The 24,237-nt window shown below is 73.3% G+C and carries 17 protein-coding genes; 7 read left to right on the forward strand and 10 right to left on the reverse strand.

Going from position 1 to position 24,237, the window contains the following annotated elements; translation table 11 throughout:
* Window positions 1-15: 15 nt before the first annotated feature.
* Window positions 16-4,287: a discoidin domain-containing protein gene (locus tag ACFV46_RS11310; RefSeq protein ID WP_385497846.1), complete on the forward strand. Its 4,272-nt coding sequence runs from the start codon at window positions 16-18 to the stop codon at window positions 4,285-4,287.
* Between the two features lie 63 nt (window positions 4,288-4,350).
* Here ACFV46_RS11310 and ACFV46_RS11315 read toward each other — a convergent pair whose 3' ends face one another.
* The 3 genes from ACFV46_RS11315 to ACFV46_RS11325 are packed head-to-tail and all read right to left on the reverse strand — an operon-like array spanning window position 4,351 to window position 8,538.
* Complete coding sequence (locus ACFV46_RS11315; RefSeq protein WP_385497848.1) at window positions 4,351-4,908, reverse strand: TlpA family protein disulfide reductase; 558 nt, start codon at window positions 4,906-4,908, stop codon at window positions 4,351-4,353.
* Window positions 4,905-6,464, reverse strand: coding sequence for a mucoidy inhibitor MuiA family protein (locus tag ACFV46_RS11320; protein WP_385497849.1), 1,560 nt, complete (start codon window positions 6,462-6,464; stop codon window positions 4,905-4,907). The genes ACFV46_RS11315 and ACFV46_RS11320 overlap by 4 nt, the downstream gene beginning before the upstream one ends.
* Window positions 6,465-6,468: 4 nt before the next feature.
* On the reverse strand, window positions 6,469-8,538 hold the full coding sequence (locus ACFV46_RS11325) for a DUF4139 domain-containing protein (RefSeq protein WP_385497850.1): 2,070 nt from the start codon (window positions 8,536-8,538) through the stop codon (window positions 6,469-6,471).
* A 131-nt stretch (window positions 8,539-8,669) separates the two neighbouring features.
* On the opposite strand from ACFV46_RS11325, the gene ACFV46_RS11330 reads away from it, so the two are divergent.
* The gene (locus ACFV46_RS11330; RefSeq protein WP_361937253.1) at window positions 8,670-8,969 is read left to right on the forward strand and encodes a hypothetical protein; all 300 of its coding nucleotides are present in this window, start codon (window positions 8,670-8,672) and stop codon (window positions 8,967-8,969) included.
* A gap of 100 nt (window positions 8,970-9,069) precedes the next feature.
* Here ACFV46_RS11330 and ACFV46_RS11335 read toward each other — a convergent pair whose 3' ends face one another.
* On the reverse strand, window positions 9,070-9,294 hold the full coding sequence (locus ACFV46_RS11335; protein WP_361937255.1) for a hypothetical protein: 225 nt from the start codon (window positions 9,292-9,294) through the stop codon (window positions 9,070-9,072).
* Window positions 9,295-9,748: 454 nt separating this feature from the next.
* On the opposite strand from ACFV46_RS11335, the gene ACFV46_RS11340 reads away from it, so the two are divergent.
* Entirely contained in the window at window positions 9,749-10,972 is a 1,224-nt protein-coding gene (locus ACFV46_RS11340) for an MFS transporter (protein WP_361937257.1), read from the forward strand.
* 179 nt (window positions 10,973-11,151) lie between these two features.
* Here ACFV46_RS11340 and ACFV46_RS11345 read toward each other — a convergent pair whose 3' ends face one another.
* Window positions 11,152-11,970 carry an SAM-dependent methyltransferase gene (locus ACFV46_RS11345; RefSeq protein WP_385497851.1) on the reverse strand — a complete coding sequence of 273 codons (819 nt, stop codon included), beginning with the start codon at window positions 11,968-11,970 and terminating at the stop codon, window positions 11,152-11,154.
* Between the two features lie 168 nt (window positions 11,971-12,138).
* On the opposite strand from ACFV46_RS11345, the gene ACFV46_RS11350 reads away from it, so the two are divergent.
* Entirely contained in the window at window positions 12,139-12,972 is an 834-nt protein-coding gene (locus ACFV46_RS11350) for a phosphotransferase enzyme family protein (protein WP_385497852.1), read from the forward strand.
* A gap of 25 nt (window positions 12,973-12,997) precedes the next feature.
* On the opposite strand, the gene ACFV46_RS11355 is transcribed toward ACFV46_RS11350, so the two are convergent.
* From ACFV46_RS11355 to ACFV46_RS11370, 4 genes are all read right to left on the reverse strand, one after another.
* The gene (locus tag ACFV46_RS11355) at window positions 12,998-15,397 is read right to left on the reverse strand and encodes a beta-L-arabinofuranosidase domain-containing protein (RefSeq protein ID WP_385497853.1); all 2,400 of its coding nucleotides are present in this window, start codon (window positions 15,395-15,397) and stop codon (window positions 12,998-13,000) included.
* A gap of 183 nt (window positions 15,398-15,580) precedes the next feature.
* Window positions 15,581-16,528, reverse strand: coding sequence for a PLP-dependent cysteine synthase family protein (locus ACFV46_RS11360; RefSeq protein WP_385497854.1), 948 nt, complete (start codon window positions 16,526-16,528; stop codon window positions 15,581-15,583).
* A 132-nt stretch (window positions 16,529-16,660) separates the two neighbouring features.
* Complete coding sequence (locus ACFV46_RS11365) at window positions 16,661-16,882, reverse strand: hypothetical protein (RefSeq protein WP_385497855.1); 222 nt, start codon at window positions 16,880-16,882, stop codon at window positions 16,661-16,663.
* 23 nt (window positions 16,883-16,905) lie between these two features.
* The gene (locus tag ACFV46_RS11370; RefSeq protein ID WP_376730209.1) at window positions 16,906-17,862 is read right to left on the reverse strand and encodes an ArsR/SmtB family transcription factor; all 957 of its coding nucleotides are present in this window, start codon (window positions 17,860-17,862) and stop codon (window positions 16,906-16,908) included.
* A gap of 130 nt (window positions 17,863-17,992) precedes the next feature.
* On the opposite strand from ACFV46_RS11370, the gene ACFV46_RS11375 reads away from it, so the two are divergent.
* From ACFV46_RS11375 to ACFV46_RS11385, 3 genes are all read left to right on the forward strand, one after another.
* Complete coding sequence (locus ACFV46_RS11375; protein ID WP_385497856.1) at window positions 17,993-18,958, forward strand: SMP-30/gluconolactonase/LRE family protein; 966 nt, start codon at window positions 17,993-17,995, stop codon at window positions 18,956-18,958.
* A 143-nt stretch (window positions 18,959-19,101) separates the two neighbouring features.
* Window positions 19,102-20,712, forward strand: a complete 1,611-nt coding sequence (locus ACFV46_RS11380; RefSeq protein ID WP_385497857.1) for an MFS transporter — start codon at window positions 19,102-19,104, stop codon at window positions 20,710-20,712.
* A gap of 389 nt (window positions 20,713-21,101) precedes the next feature.
* A complete protein-coding gene (locus ACFV46_RS11385) occupies window positions 21,102-21,590 on the forward strand; it encodes an ATP-binding protein (protein ID WP_385497858.1) in 489 nt (162 codons plus the stop codon).
* On the opposite strand, the gene rph is transcribed toward ACFV46_RS11385, so the two are convergent.
* A complete protein-coding gene (rph, locus tag ACFV46_RS11390; RefSeq protein WP_385497859.1) occupies window positions 21,587-24,184 on the reverse strand; it encodes a rifamycin-inactivating phosphotransferase Rph in 2,598 nt (865 codons plus the stop codon). The genes ACFV46_RS11385 and rph overlap by 4 nt on opposite strands.
* Window positions 24,185-24,237 lie beyond the last annotated feature (53 nt).

Here is a 24,237-nt window from a genome sequence, read left to right on the forward strand (position 1 = left end):
AGGAAGTGACCCCGCATGACTCGACACAAGCCGAGATCCCCGCAACGGCGCACGGCCCTCGCCCTGCTCGCGTGTGCCGTCGCGGTGCTGGGCCTGCCCGCCGTGGGCGCCCACGCGGCCGGCGGTCCTGACGCCGCCGCGACCGCCCCGGCCACGGCGGGCAGCGCCCGGCGCGCCCACACGGCGGCCGCCGTCACCGACGGCGACACCGACACCTACTGGCAGGCCGCGAAGAAGTCCGCCCAGTGGGTCCAGACCGACCTCGGACGCAGCAAGCGCGTCCGGCAGGTCGTGCTGCGCCTTCCCGAACACTGGGAGACCCGCAAGCAGACACTGGCCCTCCAGGGCAGCGCCGACGGGAAGACGTTCGCCACGCTCAAGCCGTCGGCGCCCTACGTCTTCAGCCCCGGCAACGACAACACCGTGCGGATCACCGTCCCGGCCACCCTGGCCCGGTACGTCCGGGCGCACTTCAGCGCCAACTCGGTCGCCGGCACCGCCCAGCTCGCCGAGATGCAGGTCCTCACGACGGCCGCCGCCACCCCCAACCTGGCACAGGGCAAGCCGTTCACCGAGAGCGGGCACGCGGACGTCTACGGTGCCGCGAACGCCGGTGACGGCAACCGGGCCACCTACTGGGAGAGCAGGAACAACGCCTTCCCGCAGTGGCTCCAGGTCGACCTCGGCTCATCCGTCAAGGTGAACGAGGTGACGCTCCGGCTGCCCGCCGGCTGGCCGAGTCGCAGCCAGACCCTCAAGCTCCAGGGCTCGACCGACAACCAGAACTTCACCGACCTGACCGCCTCCAAGGCGTACACCTTCGACAGCGGCAACGACCAGTCCGCGACGCTCTCCTTCGACCCGACCACGACCCGGTACGTCCGCGTCCTGATCACCGCCAACACCGGCTGGCCCGCGGGACAGGTGTCCGAGCTGGAGGTGTACGGCCCCGCCACGGGCGACACCCAGGCGCCCACCGCGCCCACGAACCTGGCCTACACCGAGCCCGCCACCGGCCGGATACGGCTCACCTGGAACGCCGCGAGCGACGACACGGCCGTCACCGGCTACGACGTCTACGCCGACGGGCAGCTGCGGGCGAGCGTCGCCGGGAACGTCCTGACCTACACCGACACCCAGCCGGCCGGCAGCGACGTCACCTACTTCGTCCGCGCGAGGGACGCCGCCGGCAACGTCTCCGCGAACAGCGACAGCGTCACCCGCAAGGGATCCGGCGGTGACACCCAGGCGCCCACCGCTCCGTCGAACCTCGCCTACACGCAGTCCGGCGGCGACGTGAAGCTGACCTGGCAGGCGTCCAGCGACAACGTCAAGGTCACCGGATACGACGTCTACGGCGACAACCAGCTCCTCAAGTCGGTGGCGGGTGACGTGACGTCGTACACCGACACCCCGTCCGCCGGGGCCACCGTCACCTACCACGTGAAGGCCAGGGACGCCGCCGGAAACGTGTCCGCGGCCAGCAACAGCGTCACCCGTCCCGGCACCACGGCCGGCTCCGACCTCGCCCAGGGCAAGCCCGTCGAGGCGTCCTCGTCCGTCTTCACCTACGTCGCCGCCAACGCCAACGACGGGCAGATCGGCACCTATTGGGAGAGCGGCAGCGGCGCCTACCCGGCCACCCTCACCACGAAGCTCGGCGCCAACGCCGACCTCGACCGGATCGTCGTCAAGCTCAACCCGGACCCCGCCTGGTCCACCCGCACCCAGAACATCCAGGTGCTCGGCCGCGACCAGGACGCGACCACCTTCGAGACCCTGGCCGCCGCCAAGGAGTACAGGTTCGACCCGGCGACCGGGAACAGCGTGACCATCCCGGTCACCGGATCCGCCGCCGACATCCGGCTCCGGTTCACCGCCAACTCCGGGGCGCCGGGCGCCCAGGTCGCCGAACTCCAGGTCATCGGCACCCCGGCCGCCAACCCCGACCTCAAGGTCACCGGCATCACCCACACCCCCGCGGCCCCCGTCGAGTCGGACACCATCGGCCTCACCGCGACCGTCACCAACAGTGGCACCAGGGCGGCCAAGGCCACCGACCTCGACTTCACCCTCGGCGGCACCAAGGCGGCCACAGCCGACGTCCCGGCCCTCGCGGCCGGCGAGTCCAAAACCGTCACGGCGAGCATCGGCACCCGCGACGCGGGCAGCTACCCCGTCGGCGCCGAGGTGGACCCGTCCCAGAAGGTCATCGAGCAGAGCGAGGCGAACAACACCTACACCCGTCCCGACGCCCTCGTCGTCAAGCCCGTCGCCAGCTCCGACCTGCTCGCCGCCCCCGTCGCCTGGACACCCACCAGCGCCTCGGCCGGGGACGACGTCAAGTTCACCGTCGCCCTGAAGAACCAGGGATCGGTGGCCTCCGCGTCCGGTGCCCACGGCATCACCCTGACCGTCCAGGACGCCAAGGGCGCCACCGTCAAGACGCTCACCGCCTCCTACACCGGGGCCATCGCGGCAGGCCAGACCACCGCACCCGTCAGCCTCGGCACCTGGACGGCGGCCAACGGGAAGTACACCGTGAAGACGGTGATCGCCGACGACGCCAACGAGCTGCCCGTCAAGCGCGCCAACAACACCACCACCCACCCGCTGTTCGTCGGCCGGGGCGCCGACATGCCGTACGACATGTACGAGGCCGAGGACGGCACCGTCGGCGGCGGAGCCAAGGTCGTCGGACCCAACCGCACCGTCGGCGACATCGCGGGCGAGGCCAGCGGCCGCAAGGCCGTCACCCTCACCGGCACCGGGCAGTACGTCGAGTGGACCACCCGGGCCGCCACCAACACCCTGGTGACCCGCTTCTCCATCCCGGACGGAACGAACACCACCCTCAACGTCTACGTCGACGGCCAGTTCCTCAAGCCCATCGACCTCACCGCCAAGTACGCCTGGCTCTACGGCAACGAGACCGCGCCCGGCAACTCACCCGGCTCCGGCGCCCCCCGTCACATCTACGACGAGGCGAACGTCCAGCTCGGGAAGACCGTGCCGGCCGGCTCCCGGATCAGGCTGCAGAAGGACGCTGCCAACTCCTCCACGTACGCCATCGACTTCGTCAACACCGAACAGGCGACGGCGAAGGCCAACCCCGACCCGGCCTCCTACACGGAACCGGCCGGCTTCTCCCACCAGGACGTGCAGAACGCCCTCGACAAGGTCCGCATGGACACCACCGGCAAGCTCGTCGGTGTCTACCTGCCCGCCGGTGACTACGAGACGTCCAGCAAGTTCCAGGTGTACGGCAAGGCCGTGAAGGTCGTCGGCGCCGGGCCGTGGTTCACCCGCTTCCACGCCCCCTCCTCGCAGGAGAACACCGACGTCGGCTTCCGCGCCGAGGCCAGTGCGAAGGGGTCCACGTTCGCCGGGTTCGCCTACTTCGGCAACTACACGTCCCGGATCGACGGGCCGGGCAAGGTCTTCGACTTCTCCAACGTCTCCGACATCACCATCGACGACATCTGGGTCGAGCACATGGTGTGCCTGTACTGGGGCGCCAACACCGACCGCATGACCATCAAGAACTCCCGCATCCGCGACCTGTTCGCCGACGGCGTCAACATGACGAACGGCTCGACGGACAACCACGTCGTCAACAACGACGCCCGCGCCACCGGCGACGACAGCTTCGCCCTCTTCTCGGCCATCGACGCCGGCGGCGCCGACGAGAAGAACAACCTCTACGAGAACCTGACGTCCACCCTGACCTGGCGGGCGGCCGGCATCGCCGTCTACGGCGGCTACGACAACACCTTCCGCAACATCCGCGTCGCCGACACCCTGGTCTACTCCGGCATCACGATCTCCTCGCTGGACTTCGGCTACCCGATGAACGGCTTCGGCACCGAGCCCACCACGATCGAGAACGTCTCCCTGGAACGCACCGGCGGCCACTTCTGGGGCTCGCAGGTCTTCCCCGCCATCTGGGCGTTCTCCGCCTCGAAGGTCTTCCAGGGCATCCGGGTCAACGACGTGGACATCAGCGACTCCACCTACGGAGGCGTGATGTTCCAGACCAACTACGTCAACGGGCAACCGCAGTTCCCGGTGAAGGACACCATCTTCACCGACATCTCCATCACCGACTCCAAGAAGAGCGGCGACGCGTTCGACGCCAAGTCCGGCTTCGGCATCTGGGCCAACGAGATGCCGGAACCCGGCCAGGGCCCGGCCGTCGGCGAAGCCGTCTTCCGCAACCTGCGGATGAACGGCAACGCGCAGGACATCCGCAACACGACCAGCACCTTCAGGGTCATCGTGGAGTGACCCGACGACGCCCGACCGAGCGGGGCCGCCCTCACCGGGGCGGCCCCGCCCGGTCGTGAGAGATCAGCGCTCCGAGAGCACGGGCTCGATCATCGAGCGCAGCCCCCGCTCCCCGAGCGCGGCGAGCGAGCGGGCGGCGATCCTGCCGTCCCGGTCCAGCACCAGCGTCGACGGGATCGTCTGCGGGCTCAGCGTGCCCTTGTCGAAACGGAGCAACAGCTTGCTGCTCGGGTCGTGCAGACTCGGGTACGTCACGCCGAACTCCTTCTCGAAGGCCCGGGCATGACCGGCGCGCGGATCGCCGACGTTGATGCCGACGAACCGCACACCTCGCGCCCCGAGGTCCTCGTGGACCTTCTCGAAGTGCACGGCCTCCTCGCGGCAGGGCGTGCACCAGGACCCCCACACGTTCAGCACGACGACGTCGCCCCGGAAGGAACGGACGGAGAGCGGTTCGCCGTGCAGGGTCCGGCCGGACAGGTCCGGCGCGAGGTCCCTGTCCTCCTTCGCCACGGTCGCGATGCCGTCCTCGCCCAGTGTGAAGCCACCGCCCGCGTCCCCGCCCGAGCACCCCGCGGCGAGCAGGGAGGCGGCGGCCAGGAGGGGTATCCGGTGTCTCACAGCCCTGCCACCCTGCCGCTCGCGGAGACCTCGTACACCAGGGTGACCGTGCGGTGCCCGCCCGGGGGCAGGGGCAGGTCCCAGCGCGCTATGCCGTCCGCGTCGACCGCGTCCGGTTCCGGGTCGCACGCCTCCTTGCGCAGGCGTACGTCCACCGCGGACACCTCGGAGACCGGGATCCGCTCCCGTACGGCGACGATCTGCTCACCCCGGGCGCCGGGTGCCGAGAAGCGGGACACGTGCAGGCGGACCGTGCGGGTGATCAGCGTGCGCTGCGTCAGTGCCGCCGTGTCGCGGGACTCCTCGGAGTGCCGGATCACCCGGTAGTCGTCGTGGCTGCCGAAGGCCAGCTCGACCGGGGCGCCCGGCGCGGTGAACTCCAGTGTGCCGCGCCCCGTGAAACCGCTGCCGCGGACCAGGTCCACGGGCCCGGCCAGCAGCGCGTGCCCGGACGTGTTGTCGAACCGCACCACCTGGGTGACCAGCGGCGACAGTTCCGGCGACGAGGAGTACTGAGTGCGCGCGGCCGTCGTCACCGTGGTGATGGGCACCCGGTGCGCCCGGCCGTCCGCGGGGACGGACACGGGCGCGGGGGAGTGCAGCACCCGCGTCCGCCCGCCGTCGTCGACGCCGGGCAGGCCGACGACCGTCGACGGGCCGATCTCCGCGATCTCCTCCTCGCGCAGCTCCACCTCGACCGTGCGGCGCTCCTGCGCCGTGCGGTCCGTGAGCGTGAGCCGGTCCTCCGTGAGGCGCGGTGGATCGGTGGTGAGCGCGGAGCGGGCCGTGGACAGGGTCAGGCGTACGTCCGCCCAGTCCTCGCCGGTGCGCTGCCAGACCATCGCGTCGGTCTCCAGCGTCACCGAGTCGCCGTCGAGGACGGCACGGTAGGCGGGCCGCCACAGCGCGCACGAGGTGAGGTGGGTCAGCCGCAGGCGGAGCCGCCCGGCGGCCTCGGACCGCAGGGTCAGCTCGACATGGCCGACCAGTTCCGCGGGCTGTTCCTCGGCGAGGGTCAGAGCCTGCCGCGCCTGCGCCAGTTCGCCCGCGAGGGCGGCCGACCGGGCCTCGACTGCCCGCAGTTCCTCCGCGCAGGTGTCGCGTTCGCCGTCGGCCCGGTCCAGTTCACGGGTCCAGCGGTCCTCGTCGGTCTCGCCGCTGCCCGCGCCCTCCGCGATGTCCCGCAGGAGGTCGGCGGCGAGCCGGCCGAGGAGGTCGAGCCGGGTGCGCAGCCGGTCGCAGGTGTGTCCGAGGGCCCGCTGCTCCTCCTCCAGGGCGCGGACGCGGGTGCGCAGCGCCGAGTCGTCCGGGGAGGGCAGCGGTCCGCGCGGCGTCCAGGTCCGCACGATCCGTACGTCGAGGACGGTCGCGCCGGGGTCGCCCGTCACCTCGGCGTGGAGGGTGCGGTCGACCGCGAGCGCGCTGACCGGGCCGAGGCGCAGCCGCTGGACGCCGGCGCCGACGTCGAGGTCGGCGGTGCGCTCGATGTGGGCGCGGTCCTCCAGGCAGGTGACGGCGGTGACGGGCAGCGGGATCGGCCGGGTGTCCGTGGTCATGGTGTCAGCTCCTCCGGTTGCCGCCGACCAGGGCCTTGGCGGCCGGGACGCGGATGTCGTAGCCACCGTCGAGGGCGGTGCCGCCGCCGGCGGGCAGGTCCACGCGCCAGACACGGGTGCCGGGCGTGTACCGGTCGGGGGCGCCGTCCTGCTCGGGTGCCGTCCAGTCGGCCTGTTCGTCGATGCGCACGTCCGGTTCGGAGGTGACCGGGACCTGTTCGTGGACCTCGACGGTGACGGCGTGGTCGAGCCGGTTGGCCAGCTCGACGTGGACGCGGTGGGCGAGCACGGTCGTGTTGTTGCGCAGTCCCGCCGTCGACTCGTGCAACTGGGTGCGGCGGGTGACGCGGACGCCCTCGGCCGGCCCCAGCCCCATCCGGCGGACGCCGCCCGGGGCGAGGGTCGGCAGCGCGGCGGTGGTCAGGAAGTCGTCGCCGCTCATGACCTCCACCGGTCCGGCCAGCAGGGCCTGGTCGGTCGCGTTGGAGAGGACGACCGTGGCGTACACCGTCTGCTCCACGGAGGGCACGCACACGTACTCCGTGCGCAGCCCCACCGGGATCTCGGTCACGGTGACGGTGTGCCAGACACCGTCGGAGGGGATGTCGGCGCGGGCGACCGCGTCGTAGCGGTGGTCGAAGGAGCCCGCGGACGCCCGGGGCCGCACGGCGTGCCCGGGCAGCGGCAGCGCGGCCACCGCCTCGGCCTGACGCCGCGACTCCTCAGCCCGCGCGTCGTACGACGGACCGGGGAACAGCCGGCCCCGGCGGTCACCGGGCTCGTCGGCACCGGACAGCACGAGCGCGGCGTAGTCGAGCTCGGCCCCGCGCGGCTGAGGCGGCGCGGTGACGGCGGGCGGCGGCGGGGGCACGGGGGCGGCGCGCCGCGACCGCATGGCCGGTGCCGCGCCCCGCGGGGCGGCGTCGAAGGCGGCCGGGGCACCCGCGAAGGCGGCCGGCGGCATGCCGTACGCCTGCGGCGCGGCCGGTGGCGGGGGCGGCGGTGCGGCCTGGAAGGGAGCGGCCCCGGGGGCGGCGGGCCCGCCCGGCGCGGGAGGCGCGACGGGGGCCGCGCCGTGACCCGGCGGCATCGGGGGCGGCGGCGGGACGGGACCCGGAGCGGCCCGTACGGGGACGGGGCGCGGCCCCGCCGCGTCGTACCCGGAGAAGAGGTCGGCGAGCCCCGCCGGGGGCTCCCGCCAGCCGGACGGCGCGGGAGCGGGCTGACGCCGCCCCAGCCGCAGGGAGCGCAATCTCGGCAGATCGGTGCGTCGGCGCAGATCCGCGGTGGCCAGCGCGAGCCGGACACCCGTCCAGTCCTCGCCCGTGCGCTGCGCGACCGAGGCCCGCAGCACGAGAGTGCCGCCGTCCTCGCCTCGGCGGTGCGTGAGCCGGTACGCCGGGACCCAGACGGCACCCGGCACGCCGTACTCCAGCTCGACCTCCACCCCTGCCGCCCCGGCGTCCACGCCGTCGAGCGTCACGACGGCGACGACGCTCGTCGCGATGTCGTCGGACGGCGCGTCGGTGGACGCCCGCGCCCACCGGTCCGTCGCCACGGCGAGTTCGTGCTCGGCCCGGCGCAGCTCCTCCTCCAGCTCGGTCAGCCGGAGCTGCTGCGCACGCAGCCGCCCGTCGACGAACGCGGCGAGCCGCAGCCAGGCGTCGGCGGGCGTGACACGCGGCGGGTCCCCGGGCTCGCGGCCCGGCGGCACCGGGCGGAGCGCGGCCGTCTCCCCGATGAGGTTCGCCTGCCGGTCGCGCCGTGCCCGGGCCGCCGCGTGCGCGTCCCGCAGCCGCTCCATCTCATGCCGCAGAGAACCGGTGTCCTCGGTGGCGGCCGGTTCGGCCTCCACCTCGACGCGCACCTCGGTGACGCGGACACCGCCCCCGCCGACCGCCTTGGCGCGCAGGGAGCCCGGGTCCAGCGACCGCGGCAGTCCCGTCACCCGCACCCGGCCGTCCGCCGGTACGGTGCCCCGGGCGACGCGTGTGCAGAGCGCGCCCTGGGCGTACACCACCACCGCGTCGAGTGTCGACGCCCACCCCTGTGTCTGTGCGACCTCGGACTTCATCCCACCCCGCCCCCGTCGTGGTCCTGCCGACGGCAGCCTACGCGCAGGCCGGACCGGGCTCGACGGTGATGGCGACAGTGATCGCGTGAGATGACAGGTGCGTACGGGGCGGAGAGGGGTACACGGCGCGCATGGCAGCCCAGAGCGAGTCCCGTGACACCTCGTCGATAGTCCGGCAGTTGCGCCGTGTGCGCACCCTGTACGCCGGAGGCGTCCTGCTGTGGGCGTCGTCGAGCACCGTGACGGCGTGGTCGTCACCCGGCAGCCGGTCCATGTGGACGTCCGTGCTGCTCCTCGTGGTCTTCACCGGCCTGCTGGGGCTGTCCAGTTGGTGGCTGCGCCGCCTCGGCACCGAGCGGGCGGCGGCCGGCGAGAAGCGCCGCGCCGTCGCCGTACGGGCGTCCGTCCCGGCCCGTCACGCACGCGTCTGAGCCCGGCCGCGCGCGTCGGGGCGGTCAGGCACAAGGACTTCGCCTTGATGCCTGACCGCCACGGGGGAGGCTGTGGTGCTTGGTCGGGTCGAGCGGTGGGTCAGTTGCAGAAGTTGAGGATCGGCAGCAGGCCGTTGCCGCACTGGAAGTGCTCGCCGTCGCCACCGGCCGGGGCGGCCTTCACGGCGGCGTGCGTGGCGGGCGCCGCCATGGCGGGAGCGGCGGTGGCCAGGCCGGCGGCGCAGGCGATGCCGACGGCGGTGGTCACGGCGAGCGTGCGGGGCATGCGGGAGATGGCCTTCTTCAGGCGAGGTGTGGTGTTCATGAACTCACCATGCACAGCGAGACGATCTTCTGCGCGCCGGGAGCATCCGAGCGGGTGAGCCGGCATTCCGGGTGGCGCTCCGATCCGTCCAACCGCTGCCCCACGCACGGAGTTTGACCGCCCGTCGAGAGGGCGGTCCTTCCGGGTGACGAAGGCGCGTGCTCCCCCTGCGGGACACGCTGGAAAGTGACGGAACGATCACAGTGGGTCAAGCGTGGCGTGGCTCCGGGTGGCCGGCCGCACGTCATGACATGACATAGATCACGTCACTGTGTGGCTCGATCCAGGAATGCGGGCCGGTCCATGATTGCTCCCGTGTTGATGGGCCTGCCCTGTGTGGGGCGGTGCGCTGGGCAATGGTGCTCGACGCGGCCGGTCGAGAAATCCCCGTGACCTCGGCCTCTCGGCTCCTTCTCCGTCCCGGACCACCGTCTTCGAAAGGTTCTCCCGCACCATGCCTCTGGCTCTGCTGGCCCTGGCTGTCGTCGCCTTCGGCATCGGCACCACCGAGTTCGCCACCATGGGGCTGCTGCCCCAGATCGCCGACGGGATCGGGGTGTCCGTGCCCCAGGCGGGCAACGTCGTCTCGGCCTACGCGCTCGGCGTCGTGGTGGGCGCTCCGCTGCTGACCGGCATCGGTGCCCGCGTCCCCCACAAGCGGCTGCTGCTGTGGCTGTCCGGCCTGTTCGTGGTCGGGAACGTCGCCTCGGCGTTCGCCCCGGACTTCGGTCTGCTCTTCGCCGCCCGCTTCCTGGCGGGACTGCCGCACGGCGCGCTGTTCGGCGTCGGCGCGGTCGTCGCCTCCCGGCTGGTCGCCCCGGACCGGGCCGCCCGGGCCGTGTCCAAGATGTTCCTCGGCCTGACGGTCGCCAACATCGTCGGTGTCCCGGCCGGCACCGCGCTCGGGCAGCAGCTCGGGTGGCGGGCCGCCTACGGGGCCGTGGCCGTCATCGGGGTCCTGGCGCTGGTGGCGCTCGCCCTGTTCGTCCCGCACCAGCCGCGCGGCCGGCAGTCCGGCATCCGCCACGAGCTGCGGGCCATGGGCAACCGGCAGGTCGCCATCGGCCTGGCCACCGCGGTGATCGGCTTCGGCGGCTTCTTCGCCGTCTACAGCTATCTCGTGCCGATGCTGACGAACCTGACCGGCCTCTCCGACTCCTCGACCACCCTGGTCCTCGCCCTGTACGGCGTCGGCATGACGCTCGGCACGCTGGTCGCGGGACCGCTCACCGACCGCGCTCTGCGACCGACCCTGTACGGCGGGCTGGCCCTGCTCGCCGCCGGGCTGGTGGTGTTCTACTTCGCCGTCCACAGCACGGTCGGCGCACTGATCACGATCACGTTCATCGGCGCGATGGGGTCCCTCATCACGACGCCCGTCCAGATGCTGCTCATGGCGAAGGCCAAGAACGCCCCGACCATGGCGGCGGCGTCCAACCACTCCGCGTTCAACCTGGCCAACGCCGGTGGCGCCTGGCTGGGCGGCCTCGCCATCTCGGCGGGCTGGGGCTGGGCCTCGCCGAGCCTGGTGGGCGCCGCCCTGGCCGTCGCCGGCCTCGGCCTGGCCGTCGCGGGCGGCGTCATGGACCGTCGCGACGGGGGCTCGGCGGGCTCCGAGGTGATCACGTCGTCCACGGCCGACGCCCGGCCCGAGGCGGCGCCCACCCCCCAGTCCTGACGAGAACGGGGACCTGGAGGATCCGGCTCGGAAAATCGATCCGATCGACAGGTGTAGGGGGGATGCGCCGGGGCACTCGATCGGCGGGTGGAGCAGGGACGCACTACGGGGCGGCACAGCAGCGATGACTGGCCGCCCCGTCGTGTGCCCGGAGCACGACCGGCTTCGGGCCGGACGCGTCAGGGCTTGCGCCCCACACCGCCGAACATCGCCACGTCCTCCGGCAGCCCGGCCAGGCTCTCGTCCGGCCGCCACCGGTTGCACGAGACGACACCCGGCTCCAGCAGCTCCAGACCGTCGAAGAAGCGGGCGACACCCTCCGGGGTGCGCTGCGTCAGCTTCGGGGTGCCGTGCTCGTTCCAGAAGGCCACGGCGGCGTCGACGTCCGGCATGTCCGGGTGCGTGACCGTGTGCGACAGCACGAGGTGACTGCCGGACGGCAGCCGGTCCATCAGCCGGCGCACGATACCGGCCGCCTCCTCGTCGTGCTCGATGAAGATGACGACGCCCAGCAGCATCAGCGCCACCGGCTGGTCGAGGTCGAGCGTCCGCTCCGCCTGCTCCAGGATCGCGTCGACGTTGCGCAGGTCCTCGTCCAGGTAGGCGGTGTGCCCCTCGGGCGTACTGGTCAGCAGCGCCTCCGCGTGCGCCAGCACGATGGGGTCGTTGTCGACGTACACGATGCGGGACTCCGGCGCGAGGCGCTGGGCCACCTCGTGCGTGTTGTCGGCCGTCGGCAGGCCCGTGCCGATGTCCAGGAACTGGCGTATGCCGCACTCGCCGGCGAGGTACCGCACGGCGCGTCCGAGGAACTTGCGGTCGGCCAGGGCGTAGTCGCCGATGCCCGGGTGCAGGCCGCGGATCTGGTCACCGGCCGCCTGGTCGACCTCGTAGTTGTCCTTGCCGCCCAGCCAGTAGTTCCAGATGCGGGCCGTGTGCGGCTGGTCCGTCTTGACGCGCTTGCGCGCCTCCCTCGACGCAGCGGAAATCTCGGTCACGCGAAGTCCCTCCCAGATCTGGCCCGTTCAACCGGCAAGGAGCAACCTACCGGCCCGAGTTGGGGGACGTGACCGCATCGGTGAGCGGGGCGTGCCGGGATGCGCCGGGGGCCTTGGTAGGGTGCGCCCGCCGGGCGTGACCGTGCCCTGCGGAGAGGCGGAGCGACGATGGACGGGACCCAGGCGTCACGCGCGACGGCCGCCGCCCTGTCGGTCGTCTCCTCGCTCGGCCTGCCCGCCGCCGACGCGGTCGTCCTGAACGACTCCAACAAGCTCACCCTGCGCCTGCTGCCCTGCGACACCCTGGCCCGGGTGGCACCCGTGACGGACCAGGTGGCACGGTTCGAGATCGAACTGGCGCGGCGGCTCACCGGGGCCGGATGCCCGGTGGCGGCCCTGGACCCCCGCGTCGAGCCACGCCCGTACGAGCGGGACGGCTTCGTCATCACGCTGTGGACCTACTACGCGCCGGTCACCCCCGCGGAGCCGCCGCCCGGGGCGTACGCGGCCGCCCTCACCCGGCTGCACACCGGGATGCGCGCACTCGACGTGCCCGCACCGCACTTCACCGACCGGGTCGCACAGGCCGAGCGCCTCATGGCGGACCACGCCCGCACCCCGGACCTCGCGGACGCCGACCGCGCCCTGCTCGCGGACACGCTGCGCACGCTCGGCGCCGCCATCCGCGAACACGGCGGGGCCGAACAGCTGCTGCACGGCGAACCCCACCCCGGGAACGTGCTCTCCACGGACCGCGGGGTGCGGTTCATCGACCTGGAGACGTGCTGCCGAGGCCCCGTCGAGTTCGACCTCGCCCACGCGCCCGACGAGGTCGCCGGGCACTACGCGGGCGCCGACCGCACGCTGCTGGAGCAGTGCCGGACCCTCGTCCTGGCGATGATCACCGCCTGGCGCTGGGACCGGGACGACCGGCTCCCCGGCGGACGGGCGCTGGCCGCCGAGTGGCTGGAACGGATCCGGACGGCGACGAGCGACGGGTAGGACGCGGACGGCGCCGGCACGGACGTCACAGGAAGCGCCACAGGTGGTCGTCCGTGCCGTTGTCGTCGAACTGGACGACCTGCGCGCTGTCCGCCGTGGACATGCCGTCCACCCCGAGCACCTTGCCACTGTGCTTGTTCAGCACCCGGCTCCAGCCGTCGCCGGCGTCGATCATCCGCCACAGATGGTCGTCCGTGCCGTTGTCCTCGAACTGCACGACACGGGCACTGTTCTGCGTCGACATGCCGTCGACGCCGAGGACCTTGCCGCTGTGGCCGTTGCGGATCAGGAACCAGCCGTCGCCCCGGCCCACGAGCTGCCAGGCGTGGTCGGCGGTCCCCGTGTCGGCGAACTGCACGACACGGGCGCTGTTCTCCAGGGACATCCCGTCCACGGCGAGCACCTTGCCGCTGTGCTTGTTCTGCAGCCGGCGGAAGGGCGGCTCCGGTGTCCACGGCCTGCCGTCCGGGGCCGCCGTGGGGAAGGAGGTGATCCGCAGCCGGGCCGCGCCCGAGGGGATGAGCGTGACGGTCTCCACGGCGGCGGTGCTGCGGGCCGGGCCGTCCTGGAGCGGCGCGACCACGTGTTCGTCGTCCGCGATCCACTCGGCGACGCGCCGCGCCTGTGCCGTGATCCGCAGCGGGGCCGCCTCCGGGGTGAACGGCTGCGCGGGTACACCGGGCCTCGTGCGGGCGACGGTGAGCGGGGTGTCCGGCACCAGCCCGTAGTTCCACGGCGTGGTCGCGTGGACCGCGTGGGCGGGGAACGTGTCGGTGCCGCCGATGCGTTCGTAGCGTTCCCCGATGGCCAGCGAGTAGGTGAGCGGGCCTCTCTCCACACTGACCGCGCCGTGCTGACCCTCCCAGGTCCGCAGCCTGGCCTGCTGGGGGAACCGGACCCGCACGGTGTCGCCGTCACGCCAGGTGCGCTCCACCCGTGCCCAGGACGGGCCGTCCGACGCAGCGAACGCGGCGCCGTTCACCCGTAGTTCCGGGCCGTCGCACCAGCCGGGGACACGCAGCACGAGCGGGAACCGGACGGGGCGGGGCGTGGACACCGTGAAGGTGACGGTGTCCCCGAAGGGGTAGTCGGTGGCCTCGGTGACGGTCACCGCCGTGCCGCCCGCGACCTGGGTGCGCACCGAACTGGGCGCGTACATCGCGGCGGCGAGTCCCCCGTCGGGTGTGCCCAGCCACAGTTCCTCGGTGAAGTACGGCCAGCCCATGCCGTAGTTGTGGGGGCAGCAGCGGTACTGGTCGACGCCGGCCTGGAACGCCTGCATGGCGAAGCCGTTCTGGAACTGGCCCTGTGTCTTGGTCCGGTCGTCGAGGTCGACGCTGTTGGCGCTGGTGATGTAGTGGATCGCCTTTCCCTGGGGATCGAGGGAGGCGGGGAGCATGTTGAAGGCCAGTTCCTCGCAGCGGTCCGCCCACACCGGATCGCCGGTGATCCGGGTCAGCAGCTCGTGGCTGGCCATGAACTCGACGATCCCGCACGTCTCGAAGCCCTGCCGGGGGTCGGTGAACCCGGGCCGGTAGTTCTCGTCACCGGCCAGACCGCCGCCGGGGAAGCGGCCGTACTCGTCCATGACCGTGTCGTACGCGCGGTAGGTGGCCCGGACGAGTTCGGCGTCGCCGGTGAGCTGCGCGTACTGGGCGGGCTCGCGGAAGCCCTGGGCGATGTTGACGTTGTGCGGGCTCGGTGTGGGCCCGGTCCAGTCGGCGCCGTGGGTGTGCATCGTGGCCGCCAGGTCGAGCAGGAACGCCTCACCGGTACGGCGGTGGAGCCACACGGCGACGTCCAGCCCGTCGCCCCACCGGTACGACACCCAGCTCCGGTCGAACGCGCCCGGCCCCTGGGCGTTCATGAAACGCAGGAAGCGGACGAGGAACGGCACCACACGCCCGTCGCCGGTGTACTCCTCGTAGCTGCGCAGGGCCTGGAGCAGGGGCAGGAACGGCCAGAAGTCGGGGCCGCCGTCGAGGGAGGTGCGCAGGGCGCGCGGACCGAAGAAGCCGTCGCTCGCCTGCGTGGCCAGGATGGCGTCCACCCACTCCCGCGACCGCTTCAGCGCGGCCGTGTCGCCCGTCGCGACGGCCAGCGGGATGTAGCCCCGCAGCCAGTAGGGCACCTCCTCCCATCCACCGCGCTCCGGGTGCACCCAGCCGGTCGCCGAGAAGTCCAGGAAGTGGGAGCCGGACTCGAACCGGCCGCACAGACCGTCGAGTTGCAGCCGCAGCTGCCCGGCGAGCCAGCCGCGCGCGGTGACGCTGCCCGGCCGCAGCCGCCGGAACCGGTCGGGCACCGGAGCCCCGGCCGACGGTGCGGGCGCCGCGGCCGCGACCCCGGTGAGGGGGACGCCGAGAGCCGCGGCGGCGAGGGAGAACGAGCTCGCGCCGAGCAACGCCCGTCGACTGAGGGACATGGGGGGACCTGCCTTCCAGGAAGGGTCGACCGAGGGGGGACAACGATGTCGCGCACGTACGGGAGGGGAGGGGGAGGGCGGAGCGCGGGGCTCCACGGCTTCTACAACGTTGAAAACGGCGGCCGTTGGCATGACAGCACGCCCGTGCGGACCTGTCCAGAGGGGGCGCGGCGGGGAAGCGGCTCAGTCGGTGAGGAGATCGCCCGTGAGGTACTTCAGACCCGTGTCCGGGGCGACCGTGACGACGGTGCGCCCCGCGCCCGCCTCACGCGCCAGGCGGAGTGCGCCGGCGACATTGAGGGCGCCGGACGTACCGGTGAACACGCCCTCCCGGCGGGTCAGCGGGAGGGCCAGCCGGCGGGCGTCCTCCTCGTCGACCGTGCGGGCCTCGTCGAACGGGCCGTGGGCGAGCAGCGGCGGGACGATCCCGGTGGCGATGCCCTCGACCCGGTGCGGGCCGGCCGTACCGGCGGTCAGCGTCGGCGACGACGCCGGCTCCAGCGCGACGGCCCGCTCCAGGCCGCCCTCGCGCAGGACCGTGGAGACACCGGCGAACATGCCGCCCGTGCCGACCCCCGCGCAGAACACGTCCACCGTCATCCCCGCCGCACCGGCCTGCCCGAGGATCTCGCGGCCGAGTTCCGCATAGCCCGTGAGAGCGTCCGTGTTGTGGAACTGATCGGTCCAGAACGCCCCGTCCCGCTCGACGATCCGCTCGACCTCCTCCCGCATCCGCACGAACAGCCCGGGCGTGATCCGGCCGCCCTCACCGGGCACCACGATCACGTCCGCGCCGAACGCCCGCATCGTGCGCAGCTTCTCGGGCGCGAACGCGTCCGACGACACGAGCGTGAGCGGGTAGCCCTTCACCGCGCAGACGAAAGCGAGCGAGGAACCCGTGCTGCCACCGGTGTACTCGACGACACGCTGCCCCGGCCGCAGCTCCCCGCGCCGCTCCGCCCCCTCGACGATCGCCAGGGCCATCCGGTCCTTGTAGCTGCCGGTGGGATTGCCGCCCTCCACCTTCACCAGGACGTCCGCCGCCCCCTCGGGGACGAGACGACCGAGCCGTACCAGGGGCGTCCCGCCGATCGTGCGCAGGGACGATGCATGGACAACGGACGCGGTCATGGCGGCTCCTCGCTCATCCGAACCGGTCGTACGCACCGGCCGGTGACGGCCGGGACGGCTCCAGGCTAGGGGGTGTCCTGTCGATCAGGCCGGATCAGCGCCGGGAGCCCGGCATGATCGACGAGACACCCCTTAGGTCCGGCGTCCCCCGCGCACACCTGTGGCGGCGCGCCGCCGTCGTACCGCCGACGAGACCCACACGGTCAGTCCCACCACCGAACAGATCAACGCCCCGCCGACGATCACCGGGACGGACGCCATCAGGACGAAGATGCCGACCAGTTCCCCCCACGTCGGCTCGTCACCCATCGTGCTGCCACCCTCCGCCATGATCTCCACGACGCGGCCCGGCACCGATCGGTTCCCCGCCCTTCGGCTCACCCGCCCGCCAGCAGGGCCTCTCCGAGCGGAGTGAGCGCGTGCAGCACCCGGCTGCCGTCCCGCACGGTCGTGATCAGGCCCGCCGCCCGCAGCACCGTGGCGTGCTCGCTGGCGGTGGCGGGGGAGACCGCCGCCCGCTCGGCCAGGGCCGTGGTTCCCGCCGGCGTCGACAGCGAGGCAAGCACCTGCGCCCGGGTCCGTCCCAGCAGCGCGCCGAGCACGTCACCCGGCGGTATCGCGAGGTCGGTGACGGGCAGCGGCCGTACGAGCACCGTCGGCGCCGCGGGGTCGTACACCAGGAGGGCGCCGGCGGCGAAGTAGGAGGGCACCAGCCGCAGCCCCCGGCCGCACAGCTCCACGGTGTGCGAGGAGGCGAACGGCACCAGCAGGTCCGGCGGCTCCCAGCGCCAGCCCGGCTGCAGCGTCGCGAGCAGCGCCTCGACACCGCCGCGCAGCAGCGTCTCCGAACGCAGCGCGCGGTCGGCGGCGGCCGCGTTCAGCACGGCGGGCCACAGCGGGGCGACCGTCGTGCGGTGATACCGGGTCAGGTCCTCGGCGAGCCGCCGCCGCGCGGCGCGCGTGCCCTGGGCCAGGTCCCGCGTCAGGGGCGAGGCGGAATCGCCGGGCAACTCGGCGAGATCGGCGGCCAGGGCGGGCGTCGGGGTCCGCGCCGCCAGCTCCGCCGCGGAGCCGGCGTCCCGGGCGGCCGGCTGGTACAGGAAGTCCGGGAGTCCGCCGCTGGGCCGGACCAGCCGGGTGAGGATGCCCGCGCGGGCGGGCAGCCCCGGTGCCACGGTCCGCCGCCAGGCGGCGAGTTCACGCCGCCGGCCCGCGGGCCCCGCACCCGGCGCGGCCAGATGACGGACGCTCAGGGCCGTCTCCAGGAGGACGTCGGGTGCCGCGGCGACGGTGACGCGGGCGAGGTCGGCAGGGCCGAACCGTATCCGTAACACGCCGGGCAGGCTACCGGAGCGGACCGGGTTTCGGCCCTGCCCGAAAGGACGGGCGCGTACGGCCCGCGGACGGCGATCCTGCGGTGCGGATCCGGCGCCCCGGCCGGCGCCACGACCCCCTGGAGGCCAGATGTCCCTACCGCACCGGCTCGTCGCACCGGCGCTCGCGGCCGCAGCCCTGCTGATCGGCACCACCGCCGTGCCCGCCGAGGGCACCGGCCGCCCGCTGCCCGACACCTACGTCGTCTCCCGCACCCCGGGCACCCTGCCCGAGGGCATCGACGTCCGCCCCGACGGCACCCTGTACGTGTCCTCCGACGGCACCGGCGCCCTGTACCGGGGCCGGGTGACCTCGCCCCGGATGCGGCCGTTCCCGGCGGAGGGCGCCACCTCCCGGGGCAGCACCCGGGGCGTCCACACCGACCGCGCGGGCCGCGTCCTCTCCGTGGGCCGGGGCCGGCTCACCGTGCACGCGCCGGACGGACGCCTCCTGCAGGCCGTGGACGCTCCCGACGGGCCCCTCGGCTCCCCGGACCTCAACGACCTCGTCGTCACCCGCGACGCCGTCTACGTCACCGACTGGGCCAACCCGGTCGTTTTGCGCGCCACTCTGAGGAACGGCCGGGTCGGACCGCTGGAACCGTGGGCCGACGTACGCGGTGCGTTCCCCGGCTTCCCCGCCCGTTACTGGCTGCTCAACGGCATCGTCGCCGACCCGGCCGGGCGCACCCTCCTCGTCGCCTCCAACGGGACGGAGGCCGTCTGGCGCATCGACACCGCCACCCGCGAGGTCAGCCGCCTCGACCTGGGGGAGGAGTCCTTCGGCGCGGACGGCATGGTGCTGCACGGCCGCACCCTGTACGCCGTGCTCAACTACGGCGCCCCGCACGGCGTGTACATCGCCCGGCTCGACGCGGACCTGCGCACCGGCACGGTCGTGCACCGCGTCACCGGCGACCCGTTCGACCTGCCCACCACGCTGGCCCGCCACGCGTGCCGCCTCTACGTCGTGAACAGCCAGAACGACGAACCGCCCGGCACCCCGCCCTACACGGTGACCGCCCTGGACGACCCGATGTGCGGGGCCGGCGGCTGATCCACGGGACGGCGTGCGGCGGGCCGCCCTCCACGGGGGAGCGGACGGTCCGCCCACGCCGGCGGGGCCGCACGTGTGCGCCGAGCGGCTGAACTCCGCGACGCGGCCAGGACACGGCACGGACGGGCGGCAATGTCTGGCACATGACGTCCGGGACAGGCACGGCCGAGGATGCGACGAAGGGGCGGCTCGTCCTGTGGACGCTCGCCGCCGGACAGTTCCTCATGGCGCTCGACAGCTCCGTCATGAACGTCTCCATCGCGACGGTCGCCGACGACGTGGACACGACGGTCACCGGCATCCAGGGCGCCATCACCGCGTACACGCTGGTGATGGCCATGCTCATGATCCCGGGCGGGAAGGTCGGCGCGATCGTCGGCCGCCGGCGCGCCTTCACCATCGGCTGCGTCATCTACGGATGCGGCTCCCTCACCACGTCCCTCGCCCCGAACCTGCCCGTGCTGCTGCTCGGCTGGTCCTTCCTGGAGGGCGTCGGCGCGGCCCTCATCCTGCCCGCGATCGTCGCCCTGGTGGCGGGCAACTTCCCGGCCGAGCGGCGCCCCGCCGCCTACGGACTCGTCGCCGCGGCCGGTGCGGTGGCGATCGCGCTGGGCCCGCTGATCGGCGGGTTCGCCACCACCTATCTGTCCTGGCGCTGGGTCTTCGCCGGGGAGGTGCTGGTGGTGGCCGCCATCCTGTCGGTGGCCCGGCACATCCACGACCCCCTGGGCGTCCGACGGCCCCGCCTCGACCTCATCGGCGCCGCCCTGTCCGCCCTCGGCCTCGGCACCTTCGTCTACGGCGTGCTCCGCTCGGACGAATGGGGCTGGTTCCGTCCCAGGCCCGGGGCCCCCGACTGGCTCGGCGTGTCCCTCGTCGTCTGGCTGATGCTGGCCGGCGTGCTGCTGATCCGGGTCTTCCTGCACTGGGAGGAGCACCTGGTCGCCCAGCACCGCGATCCGCTCCTCGACCCGGCCCTGCTGCGGGTCGGGCAGCTCACCGGCGGACTCACCATGTTCTTCTTCCAGTACCTGGTGCTGATGGGCGTCTTCTTCGTCGTCCCGCTCCACCTGTCGATCGCCCTCGGCCTGTCCGCGCTCCAGACCGGCGCGCGCCTGCTGCCGCTGTCGCTGACCCTGCTGGCGGCGGCCACCCTGATCCCCCGCTTCCTCCCCGACGTCTCACCCCGGCGGGTCGTCCGCCTCGGCATCCTCGCGCTGCTCGCCGGCGCGGTCGTCCTGATGGCCGCGCTGGACGCCGACGCCGGGGCGGAGATCGTGACCGTGCCGTTCCTGCTGATCGGGCTCGGCACGGGCGCGCTCGCCTCCCAGCTCGGCTCGGTCACCGTGTCGGCGGTGCCGGACGAGCAGAGCGCGGAGGTCGGCGGCATCCAGAACGCCGTCACCAACCTCGGCTCGTCCATCGGCACCGCGCTCGCCGGGTCCATCCTGATCGGTGTGCTCGCCTCGTCGTTCCTGACGAGCTTCGAGCAGAACCCCGCGGTGCCGGCCGAGGTCAAGGACCGGGCCGCCGTACAACTGCAGAGCGGCGTGACGTTCCTGTCGGACGCTCAGCTCAGGTCCGCGCTCGACGAGGCGGGCGTGGACGAGGAGGTCGCCCGGGCGGCGCTGGACGCCAACGCCGAGGCCCGGCTGGACGGGCTGCGGGCGGCCCTCGCCATCCTCGCCTTCGCCTGCGCCCTCGCGCTGTTCTTCACCTCGCGCATCCCCACGACCCAGCCCCGCTCCGCCTAGGTCGTGTCCGCAAAGTCCCGTCTGCCGCCCGGCGCCCGGCACGCCCTCTCGGCGCACCGGCCGCCCACCCGCGTACAACCAGTACGCGGGAGTCCGCCCGGCACACCGAGAGCACGCACCGGACACTGCTCGGCCCGCCCTACGGGCGGACGACGGGACTTTGCGGACACGACCTAGCCGGACGCGCCGGCCCGTCCGGAATCCGGGTCGGCGGTGCGGGCGCGCGCCCGGTGAGCGATACTGACACGCTGGGTTTCGTGCCCGGGCGCCGGGGGCGGCGGCATCGGACGGCGTGGCCGGGGGAGCGGGCCGGACGGCGACCGGGCGTGGGGAGTGGACCGCCCGCGTGTGGGTAGGCGCGGGCGGACGGACGGGGAGCACAGGCATTGATGAGGGATCCAGAGCCCACGGGTGGCCAGAGCGGGGGCGCGGCCGGGACGGCCGTGCTGCGCACGAGCATCGCGCTGGACGGGGACGGCACGGCCATCGCCCACGCCCGCCACTTGGCCGTCGCCTTCCTGACACGGGCGCAGAGCGAGCACGGGGTGCGGCTGTCCCAGCGCGGCATGGACCTCACCCAGCTGGTCGTCAGCGAACTGGTGACCAACGCCCGCAAGTACGCGCCGGGCCCGGCCCGGATGGACCTCAGCATCGACGGCGAGGTGGTGGAGGTCTCCGTGTGGGACTCCGATCCCGTGCTGCCGGTCGCCCGGGCCGCCGACGCGGGCCGGGTCGGACAGCACGGTCTGGAGATCGTGATGGCCGTCTCCCAGGGCTTCTCCGCCCAGCGGGAAGCGTCCGGCAAGCGCATCACCGCCCGGATCGGCCTGGCGGACGAGGCCCCGGCCGCCGGTGCCGACGCCCGGCCGGCCGGTTAGGACAGAAGCTCGACATAGCCGTCCGTCCCGTGCACCCGGATCCGCTGCCCGTCCTGGATCAGCCGGGTGGCCCGCTCCACCCCGACCACGGCCGGCAGACCGTACTCCCGGGCGATCACCGCGCCATGGGTCATCAGACCGCCCACCTCCGTCACCAGGCCCGCGATCCCCACGAAGAGCGGTGACCAGCTGGGGTCGGTGAACCGCGTGACCAGGATGTCGCCCGCCTCCAGATCGGCGTCCGCCATGTCGAGGACGACCCGGGCCCGGCCCTCCACGGTCCCTCCGGACACCGCCAGACCGGCCAGCGCCCCCTCCGGCACGTCGTCGCGCCGGTACGCCCCCGACAGCGCCTGTCCGTCCGAGGTGAGCACCCGGGGCGGGGTGAGTGCCTGGTACGAGCGGAAGGCGTCCTTGCGGCGCCGCACCAGCCGCTCGTCCACCCGGCGCGTGCGGACGGCCTCCTCGAACTCGTCGAACGTCAGGTGGTAGACGTCCTCCCGGTCGGCGAGGACGCCGGCCCGCACCAGCCCGTCGGCCTCCCGCAGCAGGGCCTGCCGGTAGACGAAGGAGCGGCTGACGATGGCGTACTTCGGGTACTCCCGGTAGCCGGCGAACGCGCGGACCTGCCCGATCATCCGGCGTGCCGTGTCGGCCCTGCGCTCGCCGTCCGGCAGCTCCCGCAGCCGCTCCAGCACCTCGCGCTCCTTCGCGAGCGCCCTGCGGCGGCCCTCCTCGAAACGGCGCGCGGCGGCGCCCGGTTCGAAGGCGCGGACATGGTCGAGGACGACCGGGACCAGCGCGCTGGGCTGTTCCCGCCAGCGGGGCCGCGTGATGTCGATCTCGCCGACGCAGCGCATGCCGTACCGGTCGAGGTACGCCTCGATGGCGTCCCGTGCCGCGGCGCCACCGGGGACCTTGGGCAGCTCGTCCAGGAAGCCGTCGTCCTCGACGCCCTGGAGGAAGGCGACCACCTCCGGGTGCGGGCGGACCACGTCGGCGACGTCGAGCAGCGCCAGCCCCATCTCCGCGGTCACGTTGCCGGGGGCGGACAGGGTGAGCGTGTCGGCGGCGTTCTTCTCGCCGAGCCAGTCCTCCAGCCGGTCGTTGAGCCACCAGGTGGCCTCCATGCCCGCCATGATCGCGCGGATGTTCAGCGGATCGCCGATCTCCCGCTTGTGCTCCTCGAACGCCTCCCGCAGGAACGCGAACAGCGCGGGACCGCTCTTCGTGCGGATGTCCCGCTCCAGCGCGGCCAGGGAGCCCCGGCTGCGCTCGATCAGCTCGGTGACGACGGCCGGATCGGTCTCCTCCGGGTCGGCCCCGCCACCGGCGGGCGGCTTCCCGGTGCCCGTCTCCACGGGCGCCGGCGCGAACTCGCCGCTCTCCAGGACGGTCTCGAGCGCGTCCCGGGTCAGCGGGTCGCCGCGGCCGACGACGTCCAGGAGAGCGGTCCGGCTCCCGGGCGCCGCCAGCCGGGCGGTGGCGTCGACGAACAGCCGCCCGCCGGCCTCGTACATCGGGGCCAGCGCCGTCAGCTGCCAGATCGACAGGCCCAGGGGCTTCATGGCGTCGGTCATCATCTGCTGGTGGCCGACGGAGAGATAGACGCGGAAGGTGTCGTCGTCCCGCTCGGGCACGGGGAACAGGGTGGTGATCGGCCGGCTCTGCACGATGTGGAAGCCGTCGCCGTCCAGGCACCACTCGATGTCCTGGGGGCTGCCGAAGTGCGCCTCGATCCGGCGCCCGAGCGCGACCAGCTCCACGGCCTGATCGTTCGTCAGGACCGGTTCGTGCCGCCGCCGTTCCTCGACGGTCGTCTCCCGCGTCCCGCCGCCCGGCAGGGCGTGCAGGGCGCGCCGCTTCACGGCGATGGTCCGCGCGACGACCTCGCCGTGCCGCACGGTGAGGACGTCCGGGTCCACCAGCCCCGACACCAGGGCCTCGCCGAGGCCGAGACCGGCGTCCACGGTCGCCGTGCGGCGGTCGCCCGTCACCGGGTCGGCCGTGAACAGGATGCCGGAGGCCCGTGGCAGGACCATCCGCTGCACGACCACGGCCATGTGGACCGTACGGTGGTCGAGGCCCTGGCGCCGGCGGTAGGTCACCGCCCGCTCGGTGAACAGCGAGGCCCAGCACCGGCCGACCTGCCGGAGGATCTCCTCCGTGCCCACGACGTTCAGGTACGTGTCCTGCTGGCCCGCGAAGGACGCGGTCGGCAGGTCCTCGGCCGTCGCGCTGGACCGTACGGCGTACGCGGCCCCCTCACCGTGCCGGGCGAGCGCGCCGGTGACCGCCGCCGCCACCTCGTCCGGGAGCGGCGTCTCCTCGATGACGCGGCGCAGCCGGGCGGCGAGGGAGCGGACCGCCTCCCCGTCGCCGTCGTCCACCCGGGACAGCCGCTCGAGCAGCTCACCGGCCTCGGGGGCCTGCGCCATGATCCGCCGGAAGGCGTGCGTCGTCACACAGAACCCGGCCGGCACCCGGACCCCGTCGATCCGGGACAGCTCTCCCAGGTGGGCGCCCTTCCCGCCGACCTCGGCGAGCCCCGTCGCGTCGACGTCCTGAAGGTCCACCACCAGACGCCCGTTCATCGCGCCACCTCCCGCACGGCCGCCCGGCACGGGCGGGGGGAGCGTGGGTACGC

This window comes from Streptomyces sp. NPDC059852 (assembly GCF_042731455.1).
In the GTDB taxonomy this organism is placed as follows: Bacteria; Actinomycetota; Actinomycetes; order Streptomycetales; family Streptomycetaceae; genus Streptomyces.